The following is a 24,629-nucleotide window of genomic DNA, read 5'->3' on the forward strand; positions in this document are numbered from 1 at the left end:
GGAGTGCGGATAAGTTCACCGCGCCGTTTCCCTTGAGGGGGATTCTGCGCTAGACAACGCCCACCCATCCAGACGTGCTGAAGCCGAGGAGGAATTATGGCCAAGCAGAAAGTCGCAATGCTGACCGCCGGCGGGCTCGCGCCCTGCCTGTCGTCCGCCGTCGGAGGCCTCATCGAGCGTTACAGCGACGTCGCACCGGAGATCGAGCTGGTCGCCTATCGCTCGGGCTACCAGGGCGTGCTGCTTGGCGACCGCATCGAGATCACCAAGGACATGCGCGAAAAGGCGCCGCTCCTGCACCGTTACGGCGGCTCGCCGATCGGCAACAGCCGCGTCAAGCTGACGAACGCCGCCGACTGCGTGAAGCGCGGCCTCGTCAAGGAAGGCGAGAACCCGCTGCGTGTGGCCGCCGAGCGCCTCGCCAAGGACGGCATCACCATACTGCACACGATCGGCGGCGACGACACCAACACGACGGCCGCCGACCTTGCCGCCTATCTTGGCGCCAACGGCTACAACCTCACCGTCGTCGGCCTGCCGAAGACGGTCGACAACGACGTCGTGCCGATCCGCCAGTCGCTCGGCGCCTGGACGGCAGCCGAAGTCGGCGCCGGCTTCTTCGACCATGTCAGCAACGAACAAAGTGCGGCACCGAAGACGCTGGTCGTACATGAAGTGATGGGCCGCCATTGCGGCTGGCTCACCGCCGCCACCGCGCGCGCCTATATCCAGAAAACCGGCGCCAACGAATATGTCGACGGCTTCATGATGAACAAGCAACTGAAGAACATCGACGGCCTCTACCTGCCGGAGCTGGACTTCAACCTGGAGGCCGAGGCCGAACGCCTGAAGGCCACCATGGACCGCGCCGGCTTCGTCACGCTCTTCGTTTCGGAAGGCGCCTGCCTCGACGCCATCGTCGCCGAGCGGGAAGCGGCCGGCGAAACCGTCAAGCGCGACGCCTTCGGCCACGTGAAGATCGACACGATCAATGTCGGCAACTGGTTCTCCAAGCAGTTCGCGGCGCTTCTCGGCGCAGAACGTTCCATGGTTCAGAAGTCCGGCTACTACGCCCGCTCGGCACCGGCCAACCGCGACGACCTGCGCCTGATCCAGAGCATGACCGACCTCGCCGTCGAAAGCGCGCTGAACAAGGTCTCCGGCGTCACCGGCCATGACGAGGGCCAGGGCGGGAAGCTCCGCACCATCGAGTTCCCGCGCATCAAGGGCGGCAAGCACTTCGATACCTCGGCAAAGTGGTTCGGCGAGGTGATGGATGTCATCGGCCAGAAGTGGAAGCCGGCGGACTGATGATTGTTCTTGACGCCAAAATAGCGTGATGGCTTGCTCCCCGGATCGATACTGATCCGGGGAGTTTTTTATGTCCTTCGAACATTGGCTGGCCTTCGCCGCAGCCTCCGCCGTCATGCTGGCCATTCCAGGCCCGACGATCCTCCTCGTGATCTCCTATGCGCTCGGCCATGGCCGCCGCACCGCAGGCGCCACCGTTGCGGGCGTGGCCCTCGGCGATTTCACCGCCATGACCGCCTCCATGCTCGGCCTCGGCGCGCTGCTCGCGACCTCCGCCGCCGTCTTCACCGTGTTGAAATGGGTGGGCGCCGCCTATCTCATCTGGCTCGGCATCAAGCTGTGGCGGGCACCCGTCTCCAGCGGTGCCGAAGGCGAGGCGCCCGCGGAGGAAAAGCCGTTCCGCATCTTCGCCCACGCCTATGTGGTGACGGCGCTGAACCCCAAGAGCATCATCTTCTTCGTCGCCTTCCTGCCGCAGTTCCTCGACCTTACCCAGCCGGTGCTGCCGCAGATGGTGATCTTCGAAGTGACCTTCCTCGTGCTCGCCACGCTGAACGCCTTTTCCTACGCCCTGCTCGCCGCCGCCGCCCGCAAGACCATCCGCAAACCCTCGGTCCAGAAGGCCGTCAACCGCACCGGCGGCACGCTGCTGATCGGTGCCGGATTGCTCACCGCCGGCCTCAAGCGGGCGACCACCTGAGACGTCGGTAAGCCTACGGGTTGCCGCTTCGCGCCTGATCGGCTATGGACGGGGACGGCCACGGCCGATTGATTTGCAAAACGTGCGGGCGTTCCAGCGCCCGCGCATCCCGGCAAACCGAGAGCGACGACCATGGCTGATACTTCCGTTTCCCGTCCAGCACGCCTTGCCACGCTTGCCTGCGCAGGCCTTCTTGTTACGCTTGCCGGCTGCGCCAGCGTCGCCGACGACGCGACCTCGGCGAAAACCGTGTCGCCCACGTCGACCACGGAGATTGCCGCTGCGGACGGCACGACGACCGAAGTCGCCTATGCCGCCCTCCCCGCCGCAAAGCCCGGCACGGAGAACACGGCACAAGCCCTGCCCACACCGATCATGGTTGCCGTTGCGACCGATGCCGAAGGCGGTGCCGTGCCGGTCTCGGCCCTTACGGAATCAAAATCCATGACGGGTGCAGCCGCCGCGACGGCCGCCCTTGCCGGCAACACGGCGACCAAGGTCCAGCCCATGGACACGGTCATCGGCGTCTCGGTGATGGAGCCGGGCTTCGACAGCGGCGAGCCCGAAGGCCTCGAACAGCTTGTCGCCAGCCGCAAGATCGTGCCGATGGCCAAGCCGGCGCTCATCAGCAACGCCGTGCTGACGACACAGACGCGTCTCGTCGTGACGCAGGGCGATCAGCCTTTCAAGAAGTCCGGCACGCCGATCGACGCGATCATCAGCAAATATGCGGCGCTCTATGGCATACCGGAATCGCTGCTGCATCGCGTCGTCAAGCGCGAGAGCACCTACAATCCCAAGGCCTATAATCGCGGCCATTACGGCCTGATGCAGATCAAATATGCGACGGCCAAGAGCATGGGCTTCGACGGCCCGGCCGAAGGCCTGTTCGACGCCGAGACGAACATCAAATATGCCGGCAAATACCTGCGCGGCGCCTGGATGGTCGCGGACGACAAGAACGACGGCGCGGTGCGCCTCTACGCCGCCGGTTATTATTACCACGCCAAGCGCAAGGGCCTGCTCGACGAGACCGGCCTGAGATAAGCCGCTACCGCGCGGCCTTCAGCCAGAACGACATCGGCTTTTCCGTCTCGTTGTCTTCCCCGATATCCTGCCAGGCCAGCATCGTGCGCAGATCCGCGCGGTGCTCGTATCCGCGCTTGCCCCAGAATGCATCGAGCGGCACATAGTCCGTCGGGCGCAGGGGATGGTCCTGCGGCCGTTCGACGGCGCAGAAGCTGCACCAGTCGAAGCGGCCGAGGCGGCGCGCATAGGCTTCGCGCTCCTCGAAGAAGCGCACGCCGAGCCCCCTGCCCCGGTAGCTTGAAAGCAGCACCGATTCGCCGAAATAGAAGATCTTTTCCGGCGCGATGCCGGCGGCGATGAACGGCGCTTGAAAAACGTCCGACGCATCCGGCATCGGCACGCCGGTCGAGGCGCCGACGATGCGCTCGCCGTCGAGCGCCAGCACGAACAGGCTTTCGGGCGACCTTGCATAGGTCGCGAGATAGGAGGCCTCGTAGTCCTCGCTGCCTTCGTAGAGGTACGGAAAAGCACGGAAAACGTGCGTGCGCAGCCGCGCGAGGTCCGCGATATGCGGCGTCACGGCTTCTCCCTGGACGATCTTGATGTGCATGATCCGTGAATGTTCCCAAAGGCTTGAACAATGCTATAAGGCGATCTGGTTCCGCCTGACGCCATTGATATGAGGGATGACATGCCAGCAAAAGAGACGATCCGCGCCTATTACGATGCTTTCAACAGGCAGGATATGGAGGCCTTCCTCGATCTCTTGCACGACGACGTCGTCCACGACATCAACCAGGGCGGTCGCCAGGTCGGCAAGCAGGCATTTCGCGACTTCATGGCGCATATGAACCGCAGCTACCGCGAGACGCTGACCGACATCGTCATCATGTCGAGCGAGGACGGCAAACGGGGTGCGGCGGAATTCGTCGTCAACGGCCAGTATCTCGCCACCGACGAGGGCCTGCCGGAGGCAAACGGCCAGACCTATGTGCTGCCCGCCGGCGCCTTCTTCGATATCCGCGACGGCAAGGTCGCGCGCATCTCCAACACCTACAACCTCAACGACTGGATCGCTCAGGTCGGTGCCTGAGCGGTTTTCGCATCCAGCACGTCGAGGATGCGCTTGATCAGGACCTGGGGCCGATAGCCGCGTTTCGACGGCGTCAGCCCCAGCCGGATCACCGCCAGCTTGCGCGAAGGGATGATCGCGGCCGACTGCCCGTCATGGCCGAGTATCCAGAACGTCTCATCCGGCAGGCCGTAATCCGTGTCGCTCTCCCGGCCCGGCCCCATGGTCCAGGTCTGCATCTGGCTATAGGCGCCGCCCGAGGCCCTGGTCGGCGTCGCCATGGCGCCGACGAACCCTGCCGGCAGCAGCCGGCTCCCCTTCCAGACACCGTCGTTCAAGAGAAACAGCGAGAACCGCGCCCAGTCGCGCGCCGTCGCATACATGTAGGACGAACCGACGAAGATGCCGGTCTCGTCCGGCTCCATCACCGCGCTTGCCATGCCGAGCGGCGCAAACAGCGCCTTTGCCGGGAAGGACAGCGCCTGGCTGCGGCCGCCGAGCGCGCCCATCCACAGGCGTGACAGCAGCATCGCGGTGCCGCTCGAATAGTTGAACTTTTCGCCTGGATTGGCCTCCAGCGGCAGCGAAAGTACGAATCGCGTCATGTCCGGCTCCAGGAAGAGCATGCGCGTGACATCGGCGACATCGCCGTAGCTCTCGTTGAAGGCGAGCCCGCTTTCCATGGCGAGAAGCTGGGCGAGCGTGATCTCGGAGCGCGCATCCTCCCGCCATTCCGGAAACAGGCCCTTCATCTCCGGCGAAAGCGCCCCGGCCTGCATCAGCCGCCCGACGAGCGCCGCATTGACCGACTTGGTCATCGACCAGCCGAGCAGCGGTGTCTTGGCGTCAAAACCGTCACCATAGGCTTCCGCGACGATGCGCCCGTCATGCACCACCACGGTCGCGCGCATGCCCGGCCCGGTGAGGCTCGTATCGGCAAGCAGCGCCAACAGGTCTGCGTCCAGCGTCACAGCCTCGCCATCCGGCCAGGCCACGGCCGGGTCCGCGACAGGCAGTTTCGGCAGCGCGATATCGGAAACGGCCTGATGCGCGGCGCGGAAATCGCCGTCCGGCACGCTGGAGCAGCCGAATCCTTCGTGCCAGGCGGCATAACCCGGTGCGAAGAGGCCGAGCAGATGGGTCGTCACGGTCTTGCCCGCGAGATCGACGTCCTGCCGCATCAGCTTCAACAGCGGATGGCCGGGCGCCTGCACGTCCTCGGCAAGCACTTGCGCCGGGTCGCGGCCGGAAACGAAGACGCTGGAGCAGACGATTTTTGCGGCATAACCGGAGCCGACACTGAGCAGCGCGGGCGGCGATACGATGAGCCAGCTCGCCCCCACCAGGACGACGAGGGCAAGGAGGGAAAGCACCCAAGCGGCCAGCCTGTAGAATCGTCTCATAACGGCCTCTCCTTCCAGTCGCGAGACAAGCAGGATTCCACTGTCATGAAAAGGCTTTTCGCGCTTGTGACAACGTCAGGCCGAACGACGATTTTCCGTGTGTAGAAGGAAGCGCATCACATCCTGAGCGGCCACCGGCCCGGAAATCAGGAAACCCTGGGCCTCGGAAGCGCCACGCTGGCGGATGAAATCAAGCTGGCCTTCCGATTCGATGCCCTCCACCGTGGTCGTCACCTGGAATGTCTGGCCGAGCTTCAGGATGATATCGACCAGGTCGGCGTCCCGCTTGCTCTCCATCATCGCGCGCGCAAAGGAGCGGTCGATCTTCAACTGGTCGATCGGGAAGGCGCGCAGGTTGTTGATAGAGGAAAAGCCGATGCCGAAATCGTCGAGCGCGACGCGCACGCCATGGTCGCGCAGCTCGCAGAGGCTCTCGCGGATCACCGTCTCGTCGACCGAGAACACCGATTCCGTCACCTCGATGGTGAGGCGTCCCGGCGCAAGCCCGGCCTCGGCCAGGCACGTCTTCACATAGTCGACGAAGGCGCGGTCCTTGAACTGGTCGCCGACGACATTGACGGCGACGCCGGCCGGTGCGGGCCACTTCGCGGCCTCCCGGCAGGCCTCGCGCACCACCCAGTTGCCGAGCGGCAGGATGAGGCCGGTCTTTTCCGCCGCCGGAATGAACAGGTCCGGCATGATCCGCCCCTTTTCGGGATGCCGCCAGCGCAGCAGCGCCTCGAAGGAGCGCACGACGCGGCTCTCGACGCCGACGATCGGCTGGTATTCGAGGAAGAATTCCTCCGCACCCATTGCGCGGGCGAGATCGTGCTCGATGGCCGCGCGTGCCTGGACGGCGGCGGCGAGCGCCGCATCGAAGAAGCGGAAGCCGCTGCCCGGCATGCCCTTCGCCTCATAGAGCGCGACATCGGCGCGCTTCAGGAGCTCCGACATCGAGTTGTCACCGGCCTCCATATAGGTCACGCCGATGCTGCAGCCGCTGGAAACCCGGTGGCGCTTCAGCTCGAACGGGTCCTGGAACAGATCGCAGATCGTGCGGCAGACATTCTCGATCTTGCCCTCGGAGGGCCGTCCGGCGATCGTCACGACGAATTCGTCGCCGCCGAGCCGGTAGACGCGCGCCGTTGCCGAAAGCGCGCGCTGGAGGCGCACGGCAATAGCCGCGAGCAGCGCATCGCCCACATCATGGCCGAGGCTGTCATTGACGAACTTGAAACGGTCGAGATCGAGCAGCAGCAGCGCCGGACGGTCGTCCTCGTCGCTGCCCTCCACGACCGCCTGGATATCGCGCTCCAGGCAGAAGCGGTTCGCAAGCCCGGTCAGCCGGTCGTGATAGGCCTCGTGCGTCAGCCGCTGCTCCGTCTGCCGGCGCTGGTGAAGTTCGGCGACAAGCCGCGCCTTCGACCGGCCGATCTCGTAGAAGCCGACGCCAAAAAAGACCGGCATGAGGGCAAGTGCGGTGGCGGTCGGCGCGGAAAAACCGAAAAGGCTGGCCTGCGTATGGTCGCGCAGAAACTGGTCGGCGGCTACACATATTGTCGGTAGGAAGGCTCCGAAAACCGATCCCACCAACGCATAGCGCTGCTCGATCTTCGGGGAGAAGTTTTTCAACATCATGTAACCCTAAACCGTTGTTATCATGACAACAGGGCGCATTCGACCGGGCATCGGCCGCACGAATGTTTCTAGAGGACAAAGAATGACAGAGTGTTAAGGGAGCGTTGGCATTCGCCCCCAAGATTCAACGGGATTCCGTCTCCAGGGAACCATGGCCGGCTTCAGGCGTTCGGGCCTTGTTGTCATTCGTGCGTGGGGCTTTGCGCGACTATCGAGTGGGAAGGACCATCAGATGAAATCCATGATCTTCGGTGCCGCCGGCATCCTCGTTTCCGCCGGTGCGCTTCCGGTCTTCGCGGCCGACATGGCCGTTGCCGAACCGCCGATCGAAACACCAATCGTCGAGACGGCCGGCATCTACGATTGGGGCGGCTTCTATGTCGGTGTGAACGGCGGTTACGGCTGGACGAACGCCGATTCGGGTGGCCCGGCGCCTGCCATCGACCAGGATCTCGGCGGCTTCGCGCTTGGCGCCTTCGCCGGCTATAACTTCTTCAACAATGGTTGGGTCTACGGTGTCGAAGCCGACGTCAAACACGACTTCAACAACGAGCGCTTCTCGTCCGGCGGCACGCGCTACGAGGCAGAGACGAACTGGGGCGGGTCGGTCCGCGCGCGTCTCGGCTACGCCTTCGACCGCACGCTGATCTACGGCACCGGCGGCTGGGCCTTCACCCGCGCCGAACTCCGGGACCGCGATGCCGGCGTGACGGAAAAGGACACGGCGCATGGCTGGACGGTCGGCGCCGGCGTCGAGCAGGCCTTCACCGACACGGTGGCGGGCCGCGTCGAGTATCGCTACACCGACTACGGCAATTCCGACATCTTCGATGCGGCAGGCCGCCGGGGCGACCTCGATTCGCACTCCATCATGCTCGGCGTCAGCATGAAGTTCTGACATTGATCCGGGCGGCGGTATCAGCCGCCGCCCCGGTTTAACGTCCCGCTAACCGTAATTTTACGAAAATAAGCGATAGGTCATGGGACCTGCTCGCGCGCTCCCCTTTACGGCCCGCCCCATTCGAGGCAGGATTGGTAAACGCGCGAAACACGGGACCTCCATGCGTCGGCTCATTCTGGCTCTCCTGCCCCTCGCCTTCCTCGCCACGTCCTGTTCCACCACCGACTACGATCTCGTGGCGACCGCTTCCGTGCCGCCGCGCTTCGAGGACAAGGATCCACAGGATTTCGGCGCGCGCACGCCGCATCGTCATCAGGTGCACGGCATCGACGTTTCGAAGTGGAACGGCGATATCGACTGGCACGCCGTGAAGAAGGGCGGCGTCTCCTTCGCCTTCCTGAAGGCGACCGAGGGCACGGACCGTCTGGACAGCCGGTTCAACGAATATTGGAGCGGTGCCCGCGCCGCCGGTGTCGCGCACGCGCCCTATCACTTCTATTATTTCTGCTCGACGGCGGATGCGCAGGCCGACTGGTTCATCGCCAATGTGCCCAAGCAGGCCGTGCAGCTTCCTCCGGTGCTGGATGCCGAATGGAACCCCGCCTCGCCGACCTGCAAGACCCGCCCGCCGGCCGACGAGGTGCGCGTCGCGCTCAAGCGCTTCATGGACCGCCTCGAAGCACATTACGGCAAGCGGCCGATCATCTACACGACCGTCGACTTCCACCGCGAAAATCTCGTCGGCCATTTCGAGAACTATCCCTTCTGGCTGCGCGCGGTGGCCGAGCATCCGGAAAACATCTATTCGTCACGCAAGTGGGCGTTCTGGCAGTACACCTCGACGGGCGTGGTTCCGGGCATTTCCGGCGACACGGATATCAACGTCTTCGCGGGTTCCGCCAAGAACTGGAACACCTGGGTGGCGACGGTTTCCCGCTGATTCCAGCACAATTGCGTGACAAAAAGCGGCAGCACGCCGAGGTTGCCTTTTTCTTCTTGCTTCCGTCACATTCATCTGAGACAGCCGGGCCAATCTGAGATAGCAGGGCAACGGACCCAAGGAGCATTCACGATGCGGCAAAACCTGAAGACGATACTCGCGGCAAGCCTCACGGCGCTTCTCCTCGCCGGCGGCGCCCATGCCCAGACGGCCGCAGGCACGGCAGCAGAGCCCGCCGCGGTCTGTGGTGGCGATATCAGCGCCTTCCTTCAGGGCGTGAAGGCCGAGGCGCTGACGCGCGGCGTTTCCGCCGAGATCGCCGACCGCGCGCTTGCCGGTGCCGCGATCGACCCGAAAGTGCTGTCGCGTGACCGCGCCCAGGGCGTCTTCCGCCAGACCTTCCTCGAATTTTCCAAGCGCACGGTCAGCCAGTCGCGCCTCGACATCGGCCGCAAGAAGCTGACGGACCTCTCCTCCGTCTTCGCCCGCTCCGAGCAGGAATTCGGCGTGCCCGGCGCGGTCATCGCCGCCTTCTGGGCGATGGAAACCGACTTCGGCGCCGTGCAGGGCGATTTCAACACCCGCAACGCCCTGGTGACACTGTCGCATGACTGCCGCCGCCCGGAACTCTTCCGTCCGCAGCTTCTCGCAGCCGTCGAGATGGTCGGCCATGGCGACCTCGACCCGAACGGCACGACGGGCGCCTGGGCCGGCGAAATCGGCCAGGTGCAGATGCTGCCGAAGGACATCATCGAATTCGGCGTGGACGGCGACGGCGACGGCCATATCGACGTCAAGAAGAGCTCGCCGGACGCCATCCTGACGGCCGCGAAATTCATCCAGCATCTCGGCTTCGTGAAGGGCCAGCCCTGGATCCAGGAAGTCTCCGTGCCGGACGTGCTGCCCTTCGAAAAGACCGGCCTGCAGCCGGGCATGAAGGCCGCCGACTGGTTCGCGCTCGGCGTGACGCCGCGCGACGGCGACACCTCCTTCGGCAATCTCGAAGCCTCGCTGGTGATCCCGCAGGGCCGCAAGGGCCCAGCCTTCATCACCTATCCGAACTTCAACATCTATCTCGAATGGAACCAGTCCTTCATCTACACGACGTCGGCCGCCTACTTCGCGACGCGTCTCGCCGGCGCTCCGCCCTATGAGCGCGGCACGCCGGAAGAGGGCCTTTCCGAAGACGGCATGAAGCAGCTCCAGACCAAGCTGCAAGGCCTCGGCCACGACGTCGGCAAGGTCGACGGCATCCTTGGCTCCGGCACGCGCGCCGCGATCCAGAAGGAACAGCTCCGCCTCGGCCTGCCGGCCGACGGCTGGGCGACGCAGGCCCTGCTCTCCGCCCTCTGACGAAATCGGGTGGCCGCGCGCCGCCCGGTATTATAGGACAGGACGAGACCAAGAACGCAGCCCGGTCATGCCGGGCTGTTTCTATTTTGACGACATGCCCTGGGAGGGGATGATGGAACAGCGCGCCGCCCCGGCAGCAACGGGCATGAGCATCCAGACCTGGGGCCTGCTGGCCCTCCTCGGCATGATCTGGGGCGGCTCCTTCTTCTTCGCCCGCGTGGCCGTCGCCTACATACCGCCGGCGACGCTGGTGCTGCTGCGCGTCGGCATCGCCGCCCTCGCCCTCCATATCTATATTGCCGGCCGTTTCGGCATCTACCCGACGCTGCGCGCCCGCTGGCGTGAATTCCTGTTGCTCGGCCTCATCAACAACGCCGTGCCGCACATGCTGATCTTCCTCGGCCAGACGCAGATCGGCGCCGGGCTTGCCGCCATCTTGAACGCCACGACGCCGATCTTCACGGTTCTCATTGCCAACAAGATGACGGAAGACGAAAAGCTCTCCTCGCAGAAGATCGCCGGCTGCCTCATCGGCCTCGTCGGCACCGCGGTGCTGATCGGCCCGCGCGCGCTTGCCCCCTTTACGGGCGACAGCGGCCCACCGCTCTGGGCCGTGCTGCTGCCCGTGTTCGCCGCCGTCTCCTACGGCCTAGCCGCGACCTATGGCAAACGCTTCCGCGGCGTCGCCCCGCCGGTCACGGCCGCCGGCCAGCTCACCGCCTCGACGCTGCTGATGCTGCCGGTCTCCTTCGCGCTCGACACGCCCTGGCAGCTTTCCCTGCCGCCGCTGACCGCCATCCTCGCCGTGCTGGCGCTGGCGCTCATCTCGACCGCCTACGGCTACATCCTGTTCTTCCGAATCATGGCGGCGGCCGGCGCGACCAATACGTCCCTCGTCACCCTGCTCGTGCCGCCGAGCGCCATCCTCGCCGGCATGCTCTTCCTCGGTGAAGAACTGACGGCGCTCGGCATGCTCGGCATGGCCCTCGTGCTGTTCGGCCTGGTGGTGCTCGACGGGCGCGTTTTCGCCCGTTTCCGGCGCGCCTGAAAAAGCCGGGAACAAAGCGCGCTGCCGGCCGTTTCATGGCAATCCGCCGGATCGTCGGCCCGACTTGCGCCACAATGGTAAATGCACAATGTCGGCATTCGTCATCTGGTAGGGATTGTGAATTTTTTGTGGCATCCACATTAAGGGAGGAAATTCAGCAGGTTAGCGCTGTGAATAACCGGCCGCCATTGGCCGTATGTTGCAGCGCAGCAACAAAACACCTTTCCAACACGCTTTTTTCGGTCGTAATATCAGGCCGCAAACGCAAGGAGGTAAGCCATGGGACTCACACATTCCTTGAATGTTCTGATGATCAGTGCAGCGTTCCTCTTCATCGCAACGATGATCTTCATCTGAAGCGAACCAAGCGCAGTCCGGGAGGTCAGGGACGAAAAATAACAAAAGACCCTGCCGAAACGAATTCATGAAAGATGCATGGCCCCGGAGACGGCGCCATGCATTTTCATTTCAGGCAGCGTTTTGAAGGCTCAGGCCGCGGCGCCGGCGGCGGGCCGGCGGTCGATCTTGGCGAAGCCGACACGGTCGCAGACGGCCGAGACCAGCGTGGCGCGGTTCATCGTATAGAAATGGAACTCGCCGATGCCGCGGGCGATGAGATCCTCGATCTGCCTGGCCGCAAGGTCGATTGCCACTGCCGCGCGCTCCTGAGGCCGGTCGTCGACCGGCGCCAGCCGATCGGCAAGCCAGCCCGGCACCGAGGCGCCGCACATGCCGGCAAATTTCTGGACCTGGGAAAGGTTGTGCACCGGCAGGATGCCCGGCACGACGGGGATCGTGATTCCCGCCTTGCGCACACGCTCCAGGTAACGCTCGAAATCGTCGTTCTCGAAGAAGAACTGGGTGAGGGCGCGCGTCGCACCGCCATCCACCTTGCGCTTCAGCATGTCGATATCGGCCGCGACATCCGGGCTCTGCGGGTGTTTTTCCGGATAGGCGGACACCGAGATCTCGAAATCGGCGAGACCGCGCAGGCCGGCGGCGAGTTCCGCAGCATTGGCATAGCCGCCCGGATGCGGATGGTAAGCCGTGCCCACGCCGCCCGGCGGATCGCCACGCAGGGCCACGAAGTGCCGCACCCCGACCGCCTGGAAATCGGCCACCACGGCATGCACCTCTTCCTTCGTCGCGCCGACGCAGGTGAGGTGCGAGGCGGCAGGCAGGCCCATCTTCAGGAGCTGGCGCACGGTCGACAGCGTCGGCACCTTGGTGGAGCCGCCGGCGCCGTAGGTCACCGACATGAAACCCGGATCATAGGCCGAAAGCTCGGCGGCCGTTTCCCAGAGCTGGCCTTCGGCCTCCGCCGATTTCGGCGGGAAGAACTCGAAAGACAGGCGGATGTCCTTGCGGGCTGGGCTTAGGGTCGCCGGTTTCATGTCAACTCCTCCTGCGGATCGCGATGGGGTCGGCCGCCCGCACGCGCTGGTCGCGGGCAAGCCAGATGGTAACGGTCAGCGCATCATTGGTCGAATGCGCGGGGTTGAGGTCGACGACCTGCTCGACGGCGAGTCCTGCCTTCTCCAGCCATTCGGACATCGTCTGGTGCGAAAAGCCGAGGCGGATATGGGCGTGTTCGTCGCGCAGGTGCTCCAGCGCGTGCGGCGCGAGGTCGATGATGGCGAGGCGCCCGCCGGGGGCCAGCATGCGCGCCGCCTCCCCGATCGCCGCTTCCGGCTCTTCGAGGAAGTGCAGGACCTGATGGATCGTCACGACGTCGAACTCGTCGCGCTCCAGGGGCAGGTTGAAAATGTCGCCGTGGCGGATCGAGGCCTTGGTGATGCCGGCGCGGTCGAGATTGGCGCGCGCGACCGCGAGCATGTCACGGCTGGCATCGACGCCGACGCCGCGCCGGTAAAGCCCTTCGAAGAGCTGGAGGATGCGCCCCGTGCCGGTGCCGAGGTCGAGAAAGGCATCGACGGGCTCGGTGCCGATCAACTCGGCGAGCTTCGCCTCGACTTCCGCCTCGCTGACATGCAGACGGCGCACGGCATCCCACTCCGCCGCGTTGCGGCTGAAATAGGCCTGCGCCTTGTCGGAGCGGATCTTCTTGAGCGCCCGAAGCCGCTCGTCGTCGCGGGCGAAAACCGCATCCGCCCGATCGCTGGCTTCAAGGAGCTGACGGGCGAGCGCCACGGCCGGACCACCCTGGCTCAGCCGGAAGAACGCCCAGGCGCCCTCCTGGTAGCGATCGATGAGGGCCGCTTCCGCAAGGAGCTTCAGGTGGCGCGAGATGCGCGGCTGGGACTGGCCGAGGATGTCGGTGAGATCCGTCACGGTGAGATCGCCATGCGCGAGCAGCGCGATGAGGCGAAGGCGCGTCGGTTCGCCCGCCGCCTTCAGGATCTCCACGATGTCGTCCAGTCCGAGTTTCTGCATGTCGCCCATGACCAATCCAATCAAGACATAAAGATATGTTTATGTGATTAACCCGCGTCGCGCAAGGGCAAATCCGTGTCGCTGATCTTCCCACCAACGGACCCAAAGAAAAACCCCGGCAAGCCGGGGTTTCTCAAAGCCTGTGATGGCGCTTCGGCTCAGCGCGTCAAGCGCTTGTAGGCCTGGCTGCCGGGGTTGAGGGCATCGGGGCCGAGACGGCGGACCTTGTCCTCTTCGTAGTCCTCGAAGTTGCCCTCGAACCATTCGACATGACCGTCGCCTTCGAAGGCCAGGATGTGGGTCGCGAGGCGGTCGAGGAACATGCGATCGTGGCTGATGATGATCGCGCAACCGGCAAAGCTCTCAAGCGCGCTTTCAAGCGCACCGAGCGTTTCCGTGTCGAGGTCATTGGTCGGTTCGTCGAGCAGCAGCACGTTGCCGCCGGCCTTCAGCATCTTGGCAAGGTGCACGCGGTTGCGCTGGCCGCCCGAAAGATTGCCGACCTTCTGCTGCTGGTCGCCGCCCTTGAAGTTGAAGGCACCGCAATAGGCGCGCGAATTCATCTCGAACTTGCCGAGCTTGACGACTTCGGCGCCGCCGGAGATTTCCTCCCAGACCGTCTTGTTGCCGTCGAGCGCGTCGCGGCTCTGGTCGACATAGCCGAGGTGCACGGTATCGCCGATACGGATCGAGCCGCTATCGGGCGTTTCCTGGCCGGTGATCATCTTGAACAGCGTCGATTTGCCGGCGCCGTTCGGGCCGATAATGCCGACGATGCCGCCCGGCGGCAGCTTGATCGACAGGTCGTTGATCAGCGTGCGACCGTCAAAACCCTTGGTGATGCCTTCCAGCTCGATGACCACGTTGCCGAGGCGCTCGGAGACCGGGATGATGATCTGGGCGTCGCCGGGCCGGATGTTTTCCGCCGCATCGACCAGTTGTTCGTAGGCCTTGATACGGGCCTTGGACTTCGCCTGACGCGCCTTCGGGCTGGAGGCGATCCACTCCTGTTCGCGCGACAGCGCCTTCTGGCGGCCGGCTTCTTCGCGGCTTTCCTGCTTCATGCGCTTGGCCTTGGCCTGGAGATAGGCAGAGTAGTTGCCTTCATAGGGAATGCCGCGGCCGCGGTCGAGTTCGAGGATCCAGCCCGTCACGTTGTCGAGGAAGTAGCGATCGTGGGTGATCATCATCACGGCGCCCGGATAGTCGCGCAGATGCTTTTCCAGCCAGGCGATGGTTTCGGCGTCGAGATGGTTGGTCGGTTCGTCGAGCAGCAGCAGGTCCGGCTGCGACAGCAGCAGGCGGCAGAGCGCGATACGGCGGCGTTCGCCACCCGACAGCAGCGTGACGTCGGAATCCTTCGGCGGGCAGCGCAGCGCTTCCATCGCCATCTCGACCTGCTGTTCCAGGTCCCAGAGGTTCTGGCTGTCGATGATATCCTGAAGCTTGGCGCCCTCGTCCGCCGTCTCGTCGGAATAGTTCATCATCAGCTCGTTGTAGCGGTCGATGATGGCGGTCTTGTCGGCAACGCCGACCATGACGTTCTCGAAGGCGGTCTTGGTCGGGTCGAGATGCGGTTCCTGCTCCAGGTAGCCGACGGTCGCGCCATCGGCGAGCCAGGCTTCACCGGTATATTCCTTGTCCTGGCCGGCGATGATGCGCAGCACCGTCGATTTACCGGCGCCGTTCGGGCCGAGGATACCGATCTTGGCATCCGGGTAGAAGGACAGGTTGACGTTTTCGAGGATCTTCTTGGCGCCGTAGGACTTGTTGAGCCCCGACATGTGGTAGATGAATTGACGTGCCATGCAAACGTGCTCCGGGTCGGACGAATTTGCCCGCTATGTAGGCGAATTCTCTGCCCGCGGCAATGTAAGAAAGCCGCGTTATCGGCCTCCGCACGCATGGACCGCCCGTTCGCTCCCGGCGATCAGCCCGCCTGCGCAACTCCTGTGATACCCTCTATGCAGCGCGACTTCGTCGGCGACGCGCCGCCGATCAGCGCTGCCAGCTTGCCGTCGTCCCCGGCAATGCCGATGGTGAGGCCGATCACCACGGTCTTGTCGCCCGTCTTGCGGCAGCTCAGACGCACCCGCTCGCCGGCACCGGCGCCAAAAGCCTTGTCGAAGGCCGCCCGGACGTCGGCGAGTTTGATGGGCCCGCCCGCCTTTTCCGTGAAGAGCGTGCGCACCGGCGAGGCATTGAGCTGGTCGAGCAGGTCCAGCGACCGGCTGTAATAGGCTTCTGCGGAGGCCGCGACGCAACTGCCGCTTCTCAGCCATTGCTGGCGGTCGAGGCCGAGGCGCGCGGCGGGCATGGCGGCGAGCAGGCGCTGCTTGGTGCCGGAGGCGAGCATGATGTCCGGCAACTCCGTCCATTTGCCCTTGCGCGCCCGCTGTTTCAGATCGGCCTCGATGCCGCAATAGCTCTTGCGCACCTGGAAGAGGCTCACCAGCGAGAATTGCCGGGCGGCAGGCGACGTGGCGGAGAAATCCGCGCAGCCGCGGCTTTTCGGCCGCGCCGCGCAATAGCCGGGCTGCCAGCTGATCGAAAGAACCTCGCGCACCGGCTCCCCGGCCGGCACCGATTGGGCGATCGCGAGACCGGGGCCTGCGAAGAACGATAGACATAGGACGAGAAAGGACAATGCGGCTTTGAAAGTCAGTGCAGCTTGCGTCTTCATGACCGGCCCCTGATGAGAACAAAACAAGATCATATGCAACCAAAAATCCAGAAATTGCAACCCTGAATCGGAAAAATCCCGAAATGCGCGAGGATTTCCAAAAATACACGCCGCATCCCATTGTCTTTGCATGGCAAATCGCGTTGACCTTGCGCAAACGGGAGGAATGGCGGTGTTTTCTGAAGCCGGGACGCTGAAAAGCCCCAGTGGGGCGACGCTGGCGCTGCGCCACGAGCCCGCCCGCGGCGAGGCGAGCGGCATCCTGCTTTTGAGCCACGGCCTTGCCGAACACAGCGTGCGTTACGCGGATTTTGCCGCGTGCATGGCCTCCGAAGGCTTTCATGTCTACGCCCATGATCATCGCGGCCATGGCTTCACCACGGCACCCGATGCGCCGCGCGGGCAGTTCGCGCCACGGAACGGCATTGCCCGCGTGATCGAGGACATGCGGGCGGTGCGCGATTACGCGGCCGCGCGCCATCCGGGCCTGCCGATCGTGCTGTTCGGCCATTCGATGGGCGGCCTGCTGGCGCTCGCCTTCGCGCAAAACCATGCCGCGGATATCGACGCGCTCGCCGTCTGGAATTCCAACTTCGAACCCGGCCTTGCGGGCCGCGTGGCGCAGATCGTGCTGGCGGCGGAGCGCATGCTGAAGGGATCGGACGTGCCGAGCGGCATCCTACCGCGCCTCACCTTCGGCGCCTGGGGCAGATCGATCGCCGGACGGCGGACGGAATTCGACTGGCTGTCCCACGATGCGGCTGAGGTGGACGCCTATGTCGCCGATCCGCTCTGCGGCTTCGACGTCAATGTCTCGATGTGGATCGACATCTTTGCCGTCACCTTTGCCGGCGCCTCCGCGGACGGCCTCGCGCGCCTGCCAAAAAGCTTGCCGATCCACCTGGCGGGCGGCGACGAGGACCCGGCAACCGATTGCGGCCGGGCGACGCTCGCCTTTGCCGAACGACTGAAGAAATCGCGGCTTGAGGACGTCACGACGATCGTCTATCGCGGCCTGCGTCACGAAACACTGAAGGAGAGCCGGGCTCTGCGCGAGCCCGCCATCGACGCCTTCGCCTGCTGGTGCCAGCGGGTGGTCGCCGAGCGGCGCCGCGCACCGGAACACGCATGACCACAACAGCCATCACGCCGCTGCGCAACGAGGTCAGCCTTGGGCTCGTCCTCATGGTGCTCTCGGTGCTCATCTCGCCGATCATCGATATTTTCGCAAAACTCGCCGTCACCTCCGTGCCGGCGACCGAGATCACCTTCGTGCGCCTGCTCTTCCAGATGACGGTGCTGGGACCGATCTGTCTGATGCGCGGCACGCTGTTCGACGTGACCTGGAGGAAGACCGGGCTGCATGCCGCACGAGGCCTCCTGATGGCCATCACCATGATCACCTTCGTCACGCCGCTCGCTGTCATGGAAGTGGCGGATGCGATTGCGATCTTCTTCGTCGAGCCGATCATCCTGACCATCCTCGGCTCGATCGTGCTGAAGGAGACCATCGGCTGGCGACGCTATACGGCCTGCGGCGTCGGCTTCTTCGGCTCGCTGCTGGTCATCCAGCCGAGCCTGCAGGAGGTCGGCCCGATCGCGCTGCTGCCGGTCGTCTCGGCCTTTTCGCTGGCGCTGTTCTTCCTGCTGACGCGGCTCGTCTCGCAGAAGGAAGATCCCTGGTCGATGCAGTTCTATGCGGGGCTCTGGGGCGGGCTGTTCTCCGGCCTGCTCCTCGTCTTCGGCAGCGCCACCGGCATCGCCTTCCTGACGCCCGTGATGCCGGACATGGCGAACACGCTCTATATTGCCGCGGCCGCCGTCGCGGCCACCATTGCCGGCGTGCTCGGCGTCTATGCCTATCGCGCGGCCCCCGCCTCCACGCTGGCGCCGCTGCAATATCTGGAGATCGTCTCGGCCAGCATTCTCGGCTGGTGGGTGTTCGGCGACCTGCCGGATGCGGTGAAATGGCTCGGCATCGCCATCATCATCGCCTCGGGCCTCTATGTCATCTGGCGCGAACGCAAGCTCAACAAGACGGCGACGATCCCGCCGGTTTCAACACCCATCTGACGCGGCCGCGCGCGAAAAACATCATGTCAGTCTCAGCCGTCATGATGTCCCGCCGGCCCGCGGCTATCGTGCCTGCCGCCTTTTTGTTATCCAGAGCAAAACGGGCGAAAAGCCCGGCGGTCGGCCGTATCGCGGCCGTCGAAGAGGGAGTGCACGATGGAGAAGTCGAACCTGCCGCTTTCCGGCATCCGGGTCATCGAGCTGGCGCGGGTTCTTGCCGGCCCCTGGGCCGGGCAGATGCTGGCCGATCTCGGCGCTGACGTCATCAAGATCGAAAATCCGGAGGGCGGCGACGACACGCGCGCCTGGGGCCCGCCCTTCGTAACGGGCAAGGACGGCGAAAACCTGTCGGCCGCCTATTACCACTCCACCAACCGCGGCAAACGCTCGATCTCAGTCGATCTCAGGACCGAGGAAGGCCGGGACACCGTGCACCGCCTGATCGCGACCGCCGACGTGGTGATCGAGAATTTCAAGGTCGGCGGCCTCGTGAAATACGGGCTCGACTACCGGAGCCTCGCCGAGAAACACCCGAAACTCGTCTATTGCTCGATCACCGGCTTCGGCCAGGATGGTCCCTATGCCGCTCGTGCCGGCTACGATTATATCGTGCAGGGCATGTCCGGCTTCATGTCGGTGACGGGTGCGCCGGATGGCGAGCCGATGAAGGCGGGCGTGGCGATCGCCGATATCTTCACCGGCATCTATGCCGTCACCGCCATTCAGGCGGCGCTCATCCATGTCATGAAGACCGGCCATGGCCAGCATGTCGACATGGCGCTGCTCGACGTGCAATCCGCCGTCATGGCGAACCAGAACATGAATTTTCTGGCCTCCGGCACGGCGCCCAGGCGGCTCGGCAATGCGCATCCCAACATCTCGCCCTACGAGGTCGTGCCGACGTCGGATGGCTACATTATTTTGGCCGTCGGCAATGACGGGCAGTTCCGCAAGCTCTGCGGGCTCCTGAAGCTCGATGGCGTGGCCGACGACGAGCGCTTCGCCACCAACCGCGCCCGCGTCGCCAACCGCGACGAGGTTCGCCGCCGCGTTACGGGCGCGACCGCCAAGGTCACCAAGGCCGAATTGCTCGATGCCTGCGAGCGCGAGGGCGTGCCGGCCGGGCCGATCAACTCCATCGCCGAAACCTTCGACGACCCGCAGGTGAAGGCGCGCGGGCTGCGCGTCGACCTGCCGGATGCCGATGGCAACCTTATTCCGGGCGTGCGCACCCCGATCGTTTTCTCCGAGACGCCGCTTGTCTACGACCGGCCGAGCCCGCGGCTTGGCGAACATACCGATGCCGTGATGGCAGAACTGCAATCCCTCGAAGCAGGAAAGAAAAGCGCATGAAGACCGGTGGCCAGTTGATCGTCGACGCCCTCGTTGCCAACGGCGTCAAGCGCGTCGCCTGCGTGCCGGGCGAAAGCTATCTCGCCGTGCTCGATGCGCTGCACGATACGGATATCGACGTGCTCGTCTGCCGCCAGGAAGGCGGCGCGGCGATGATGGCGGATTGCTGGGGCCGGCTCACCGGCCAGCCCGGCATCTGCATGGTCACCCGCGGCCCCGGCGCCACCAATGCTTCGGCCGGCCTGCATATCGCGCGGCAGGATTCGATCCCGATGATCCTGTTCATCGGCCAGGTGCAGCGCGATGCGCGCGAGCGCGAGGCCTTCCAGGAAGTGGAATATCGCCGCGCCTTCACCGAAGTCGCCAAGTGGGTGGCTGATATCGACGATGCGCGGCGCATTCCGGAATTCATCACCCGCGCCTTCGCCGTCGCCACGTCGGGACGGCCCGGCCCGGTCGTGCTGGCGCTGCCGGAGGATATGCTGACGGACGAAGTCGAGACCGTCGAGGCCAGGCCCTACATGCCCGTCGAGGCCCATCCGGGCCGCAGGCAGGTAGAGGAACTGGCGCGGCTTCTGGAGGCGGCAGAACGCCCGCTCGTCATTCTCGGCGGCACGCGCTGGTCCGAGGCCAGCGTTTCGGCCTTCACCGCCTTTGCCGAGCGCTGGTCGCTGCCGGTCGCCTGTTCGTTCCGCCGGCAGATGCTGTTCGATCACCTGCATCCGAATTATGCGGGCGATTCCGGTATCGGCATCAACCCGGCGCTGGGCAAGGAAATCCGCGAGGCGGATCTCGTCGTGTTGCTCGGCGGGCGCTATTCCGAGATGCCGTCCTCGACCTACAGCCTGATTCAGAGCCCCTACCCGCAGCAAAAGCTGGTGCATGTCTATCCCGATCCGTCCGAGCTCGGCCGCGTCTACCGCCCGGATCTCGCGATCTCGGCGGCGCCCGAGGATTTCGTCGCAGCGCTCGAGGATCTCGCGCCGAAAACCGCACCCCGCTGGACGGCGCGCACGGCCGCCATGCACCAGGCCTATCTCGCCTGGTCGACGCCGCCGCAAAGCGGCCCCGGCGACGTGCAGATGGGGCCGATCGTCGCGTGGCTGGAAGAAAACACGCCGGAAGACACGATCTTCACCAATGGCGCCGGAAATTATGCGACCTGGGTGCACCGCTTCCACCGGTTCCGCCGCTTCGCCACGCAGGCCGCTCCAACCTCCGGCTCGATGGGCTATGGCCTGCCGGCCGCCGTGGCCGCGAAGCGCCTGTTTCCCGAGCGCGAAGTCATCTGCTTTGCCGGCGACGGCTGCTTCCTCATGCACGGCCAGGAATTCGCGACCGCCGTGCGCTACAACCTCCCGATCATCACCGTCGTCGTCAACAACGGCATCTACGGCACGATCCGCATGCATCAGGAGCGGGATTATCCCGGCCGCGTCAGCGCCACGGACCTCACCAATCCGGATTTTGCAGCGCTGGCCTTCGCCTATGGCGGGCATGGCGAGACGGTTGAGAAGACGGAAGAGTTCGCAGCCGCCTTCCTGCGGGCACGCGCCAGCGGCAAGCCGGCGATCATCGAGGTGAAGCTCGACCCCGAAGCGATAACGCCGACGCGCACGCTGTCGGATATTCGTAGCGGGAAGTAACGCTGTATGAGGGGCGTGGAACGCCCCTCACCGTCTCAGCCGCGAATGTGCTGCGTCTGCTCGTAAATCTTCGTCGAGCGCGCACCGGAGCGGCAATAGCCGAGCATCGGGCGGGGCAATTCGTCGAGCGCGTCGACCATGCCGTGCACGGCTTCGGCCGTCACACCCATCGAGCCGACCGGCACATGCGCCACTTCGATGCCGAGTTCCTTCGCGCGCGCGGCGATGGCGGAAAACTCCGGCTGGTCGGGCTGCTCATGGTCGGGGCGGTGGCAGACGATGGATTTGAACCCCAGGTTGGCGATCGCGTCGAGGTCTTCGACTTCGATCTGGCCGGAGACGGAATATTCGTCGTTGATCGCGCGGATATCCATGGGTGGTTCCTTTTCAAAAATGGGGTGCTCACCGTTTACGCCCGCGGCGCAGGAGCGTCAATCATGCGAAATCTAGCGTGGCGGCGGCACGGGCGCGAAGCGCTTTTGTGTCCGCAATCGCATGGAAACAAAAAGCGTTTTCGCTTTTCGGGCAAATGAAGAAACGCTCTACCGGACCTCGAAGGCCAGCCCGTAACCGACGCTTTCACCAGGCGCGAAATCCGGCGCATCGCCGGCAGCGATCAGTTCTTCGCGGGGCGCAAGGCGATGCGACACCGGCTCGATGCCGAGCACGGCACAGCCCGGCGACTGGTTCCGCCAGACCTGAAGATAAGGCAACGTATCGGTGCGGAAGCGGATCTGCACGCTGCGGCCGCCAAGCGCTGCGATCGGGCCGATCGCGATCTCCGCCCAGCCGTGTTTCGCCGTCTCCGCCGCCGGCACGCAGAAGATCTTCATGTCACCCTCGTCGAACCGCCACGGCAGGCTGCCGCCGGGCAGCATCGCGCCGGTCAGCCGCGTGTTCTCGTCGAAGAGGCCGGTGCCGAAATTGATGTGGTACATGCCGAAGGGCGGCCAGGAGGTCTCGCCGCGGTTGGTGACGACGTCCTCCAGCGTGATATGGCCGGTGCCCCGGTCGACGCGCCAGCGGCGGGCGAGATCGGCCGCACCGCCATGCGCAAGCGCGACGGCGACCCGCCCCTCGCACACCAGTTCGCCCTCGTCCTCCTCGATCAGGATGTCGCGCGCCGGGCTGGACGACAGCGAGCCGTGCAGCGGGTAGCGCCGCCCGTCGGCAGCCCCTTCGATCGGCACCGGATGGCGGATATGATCCGGCCCGCAGGTGAACATGAAACCCGGCAGCGCCTTGTCGATGCGCGGATCGCCATCCGAGGGAACCGCGGCGCCCGGCGCGAGTTCCACCCCATGGAAGACCGCGCTGCCGACATCGAGCGCCGATTGCGGCGTCAGCGCGAGGCGGAACGACTGGTCTGGCGTGTCGGCGGTCAAGGCAAAGGTCATCCGGGGCTCCGGTGAAAGGGACAATGAAAGCGGGCATGCTAGGATCAAAGGCGTCGCGAGGCTATGGGGCGTATAATCTTTCCGCGGGAACCAACGCGGGCGATCACAAGTTTTTGCCATGCGCGTTGACCTTACGTTCACCATCGATTCAGATTTTCCATATTAAGGTCTGAATTGAAGTGTTCCGTCCGCGCGTTATGTGCAAGCTGGCAGGTCTAGAGTCGTGAATTCTATTTTTAAAACAAGCGTTTCGCTTCTTACTGCGGCATCCGTGCTCGGATTCGCGCTGGCCCCTGCCCATGCGCAGACCTATCTCTCGAACGATACGGTGCTGGTTTCGCCCGAAGGCGACCTGCTCGACTACATTCCCGACGATGCCCGCGTGATGCGCGACAATCGCGGACGCACGGTCTATGTCGATGGCTGGGGCAATATCATCGCCACGGCCCAGTCCGCCGACCGCTATTTCGCCCGCGGCGATTCCCGCCCGCGGCGCGATCGCTACCGCGCGGTGCAGGGCTACCCGGAAACCAACCCCGACTATTTTCCGCCGGCACCCGAATCCGAGTTCGGCGACGAGCTGACGACCAGTTCCGTGCCGGAGATGCGCGAAGCGCTGCCGGGCGATATCGAGCGCCAGGAACTGCCGGATGCCGATTTCGGCGGCTCGCAGCCCCTGCCCGATTTCGACGGCAACGGCGACAATGCGGCCCTGCCGGAAAACGGCGTCGACCCCAATGCGGAATTCGTGCCCGGCCCGAAATTCGAGCCGGCCATCGCCATCGGCAAGATGTCCTCGGCCGAGATCACAGCGCTCCAGGTCTTTCTCGACCGCGAGGGTTTCTCGCCGGGCGTGATCGACGGCAAGAAGGGCTCCAACGTCACCAAGGCGATCGAGGCCTGGCAGAGCGTGTCGGGCGAGACGCTCGACCCGAACAATGCCGACGACATCCTGGAGCGCCTGCGCCTGTCGGGCGGCATGGCGTTCACCACCTACGAAATAACCGCCGCCGATGCCGCCGGCCCCTATGTCGCCGCCATCCCGGAAGACTACGCCCAGAAGGCGGCGCTGCCGCATCTCTCCTTCACGTCCACGACGGAGATGCTGGCCGAAAAGTTCCACATGGACGAGGCCTATCTCAAGGAGATCAATCCGGGCGTCGACTTCACCATCCCCGGCACGATCGTCAAGGTCATCGACACCGGCGTGGCGAAGACCGGCAAGGTGGCAAAAATCCTCGCCGACAAGGGCCGCAAGCAGATTCTCGCCTATGCCGCGGACGGCACGCTGATCGCCGCCTATCCGGCCAGCATCGGTTCCGCCGACACGCCCTCGCCCTCCGGCCTGGTCACCGTCGAGCGCATCGCGCTCAATCCGGGTTACACCTACAATCCGAAGATCAACTTCCAGCAGGGCGAAAACAACAAGGTGCTGACGCTGCAGCCCGGCCCGAACGGCCCGGTCGGCACCGTGTGGATCGCGCTGTCGAAGCCGACCTACGGCATCCACGGCACGCCGGAACCCTCGAAGATCGGCAAGACGCAGAGCCACGGCTGCATCCGCATGACCAACTGGGATGCGACCGAGCTCGCCAAGATGACGAGCGCCGGCGTCACGGTCGAATTCGTCGACTGACACGCTCCATGGCATGATCCGAAGCCGGCCTTATGGGCCGGCTTTTGTTTGC

At 64.7% G+C, this 24,629-nt stretch carries 22 protein-coding genes; 13 read left to right on the forward strand and 9 right to left on the reverse strand.

From position 1 onward, the window contains the following. Window positions 1–96: 96 nt before the first annotated feature. From GB927_RS12075 to GB927_RS12085, 3 genes are all read left to right on the forward strand, one after another. Window positions 97–1,311: a pyrophosphate--fructose-6-phosphate 1-phosphotransferase gene (locus tag GB927_RS12075; RefSeq protein WP_256117172.1), complete on the forward strand. Its 1,215-nt coding sequence runs from the start codon at window positions 97–99 to the stop codon at window positions 1,309–1,311. 70 nt (window positions 1,312–1,381) lie between these two features. Further along, window positions 1,382–2,011, forward strand: coding sequence for a LysE family translocator (locus tag GB927_RS12080; protein ID WP_256117175.1), 630 nt, complete (start codon window positions 1,382–1,384; stop codon window positions 2,009–2,011). Between the two features lie 132 nt (window positions 2,012–2,143). After that, window positions 2,144–3,058 carry a transglycosylase SLT domain-containing protein gene (locus GB927_RS12085; RefSeq protein WP_256117176.1) on the forward strand — a complete coding sequence of 305 codons (915 nt, stop codon included), beginning with the start codon at window positions 2,144–2,146 and terminating at the stop codon, window positions 3,056–3,058. A 4-nt stretch (window positions 3,059–3,062) separates the two neighbouring features. Here the strand turns inward: GB927_RS12085 and GB927_RS12090 are convergent, their stop codons facing one another. Further along, window positions 3,063–3,650, reverse strand: a complete 588-nt coding sequence (locus GB927_RS12090) for a GNAT family N-acetyltransferase (RefSeq protein WP_256117177.1) — start codon at window positions 3,648–3,650, stop codon at window positions 3,063–3,065. A gap of 81 nt (window positions 3,651–3,731) precedes the next feature. Between GB927_RS12090 and GB927_RS12095 the strand changes: the two genes are divergently transcribed. Continuing rightward, window positions 3,732–4,133, forward strand: coding sequence for a ketosteroid isomerase-related protein (locus GB927_RS12095; protein WP_256117178.1), 402 nt, complete (start codon window positions 3,732–3,734; stop codon window positions 4,131–4,133). Here GB927_RS12095 and GB927_RS12100 read toward each other — a convergent pair. Beyond that, a complete protein-coding gene (locus GB927_RS12100) occupies window positions 4,118–5,515 on the reverse strand; it encodes a serine hydrolase domain-containing protein (protein ID WP_256117180.1) in 1,398 nt (465 codons plus the stop codon). The genes GB927_RS12095 and GB927_RS12100 overlap by 16 nt on opposite strands. Window positions 5,516–5,590: 75 nt before the next feature. Then, complete coding sequence (locus GB927_RS12105; RefSeq protein WP_256117181.1) at window positions 5,591–7,150, reverse strand: putative bifunctional diguanylate cyclase/phosphodiesterase; 1,560 nt, start codon at window positions 7,148–7,150, stop codon at window positions 5,591–5,593. 235 nt (window positions 7,151–7,385) lie between these two features. Here GB927_RS12105 and GB927_RS12110 point away from each other — a divergent pair, with 235 nt between their 5' ends. The 4 genes from GB927_RS12110 to GB927_RS12125 all read left to right on the forward strand — a co-directional run bounded on the left by GB927_RS12110 (window position 7,386) and on the right by GB927_RS12125 (window position 11,395). Beyond that, on the forward strand, window positions 7,386–8,051 hold the full coding sequence (locus GB927_RS12110) for an outer membrane protein (RefSeq protein WP_256117182.1): 666 nt from the start codon (window positions 7,386–7,388) through the stop codon (window positions 8,049–8,051). A gap of 163 nt (window positions 8,052–8,214) precedes the next feature. Continuing rightward, window positions 8,215–8,994, forward strand: coding sequence for a glycoside hydrolase family 25 protein (locus tag GB927_RS12115; RefSeq protein WP_256117183.1), 780 nt, complete (start codon window positions 8,215–8,217; stop codon window positions 8,992–8,994). Window positions 8,995–9,126: 132 nt separating this feature from the next. Continuing rightward, window positions 9,127–10,347 carry a lytic murein transglycosylase gene (locus GB927_RS12120; protein ID WP_256117184.1) on the forward strand — a complete coding sequence of 407 codons (1,221 nt, stop codon included), beginning with the start codon at window positions 9,127–9,129 and terminating at the stop codon, window positions 10,345–10,347. Window positions 10,348–10,459: 112 nt separating this feature from the next. Further along, window positions 10,460–11,395: a DMT family transporter gene (locus tag GB927_RS12125; RefSeq protein WP_256117187.1), complete on the forward strand. Its 936-nt coding sequence runs from the start codon at window positions 10,460–10,462 to the stop codon at window positions 11,393–11,395. Window positions 11,396–11,883: 488 nt separating this feature from the next. Here GB927_RS12125 and metF read toward each other — a convergent pair whose 3' ends face one another. The 4 genes from metF to GB927_RS12145 all read right to left on the reverse strand — a co-directional run bounded on the left by metF (window position 11,884) and on the right by GB927_RS12145 (window position 16,472). Then, window positions 11,884–12,789 (reverse strand): methylenetetrahydrofolate reductase [NAD(P)H], encoded by a 906-nt coding sequence (gene metF / locus GB927_RS12130; protein ID WP_256117190.1) that lies wholly within the window; start codon window positions 12,787–12,789, stop codon window positions 11,884–11,886. A 1-nt stretch (window position 12,790) separates the two neighbouring features. Beyond that, entirely contained in the window at window positions 12,791–13,798 is a 1,008-nt protein-coding gene (locus GB927_RS12135) for an ArsR/SmtB family transcription factor (RefSeq protein WP_256117192.1), read from the reverse strand. Window positions 13,799–13,947: 149 nt separating this feature from the next. Next, complete coding sequence (ettA, locus tag GB927_RS12140; RefSeq protein ID WP_256117193.1) at window positions 13,948–15,597, reverse strand: energy-dependent translational throttle protein EttA; 1,650 nt, start codon at window positions 15,595–15,597, stop codon at window positions 13,948–13,950. 122 nt (window positions 15,598–15,719) lie between these two features. Continuing rightward, entirely contained in the window at window positions 15,720–16,472 is a 753-nt protein-coding gene (locus GB927_RS12145; protein WP_256117194.1) for a ribonuclease T2 family protein, read from the reverse strand. A 172-nt stretch (window positions 16,473–16,644) separates the two neighbouring features. Here GB927_RS12145 and GB927_RS12150 point away from each other — a divergent pair, with 172 nt between their 5' ends. The 4 genes from GB927_RS12150 to GB927_RS12165 all read left to right on the forward strand — a co-directional run bounded on the left by GB927_RS12150 (window position 16,645) and on the right by GB927_RS12165 (window position 21,544). Further along, on the forward strand, window positions 16,645–17,604 hold the full coding sequence (locus tag GB927_RS12150) for an alpha/beta fold hydrolase (protein WP_256117195.1): 960 nt from the start codon (window positions 16,645–16,647) through the stop codon (window positions 17,602–17,604). Further along, window positions 17,601–18,545, forward strand: coding sequence for a DMT family transporter (locus GB927_RS12155; RefSeq protein ID WP_256117197.1), 945 nt, complete (start codon window positions 17,601–17,603; stop codon window positions 18,543–18,545). Before GB927_RS12150 ends, GB927_RS12155 begins: the two co-directional genes overlap by 4 nt. A gap of 156 nt (window positions 18,546–18,701) precedes the next feature. Next, on the forward strand, window positions 18,702–19,898 hold the full coding sequence (gene caiB, locus GB927_RS12160; RefSeq protein ID WP_256117199.1) for a succinate--glutarate CoA-transferase: 1,197 nt from the start codon (window positions 18,702–18,704) through the stop codon (window positions 19,896–19,898). Further along, window positions 19,895–21,544 (forward strand): thiamine pyrophosphate-binding protein, encoded by a 1,650-nt coding sequence (locus GB927_RS12165; protein ID WP_256117200.1) that lies wholly within the window; start codon window positions 19,895–19,897, stop codon window positions 21,542–21,544. Before caiB ends, GB927_RS12165 begins: the two co-directional genes overlap by 4 nt. A gap of 35 nt (window positions 21,545–21,579) precedes the next feature. Here GB927_RS12165 and GB927_RS12170 read toward each other — a convergent pair whose 3' ends face one another. Both GB927_RS12170 and GB927_RS12175 read right to left on the reverse strand, forming a co-directional pair. Next, window positions 21,580–21,918, reverse strand: coding sequence for a protein tyrosine phosphatase family protein (locus GB927_RS12170; RefSeq protein WP_256117202.1), 339 nt, complete (start codon window positions 21,916–21,918; stop codon window positions 21,580–21,582). Between the two features lie 168 nt (window positions 21,919–22,086). Further along, a complete protein-coding gene (locus GB927_RS12175; RefSeq protein WP_256117203.1) occupies window positions 22,087–22,941 on the reverse strand; it encodes a DUF4432 family protein in 855 nt (284 codons plus the stop codon). Between the two features lie 271 nt (window positions 22,942–23,212). Between GB927_RS12175 and GB927_RS12180 the strand changes: the two genes are divergently transcribed. Then, on the forward strand, window positions 23,213–24,577 hold the full coding sequence (locus tag GB927_RS12180) for a L,D-transpeptidase family protein (protein ID WP_439655488.1): 1,365 nt from the start codon (window positions 23,213–23,215) through the stop codon (window positions 24,575–24,577). The last annotated feature ends 52 nt before the right edge of the window (window positions 24,578–24,629 follow it).

The organism is Shinella lacus, from assembly GCF_010994755.1.
Taxonomy (GTDB): domain Bacteria; phylum Pseudomonadota; class Alphaproteobacteria; order Rhizobiales; family Rhizobiaceae; genus Shinella; species Shinella lacus.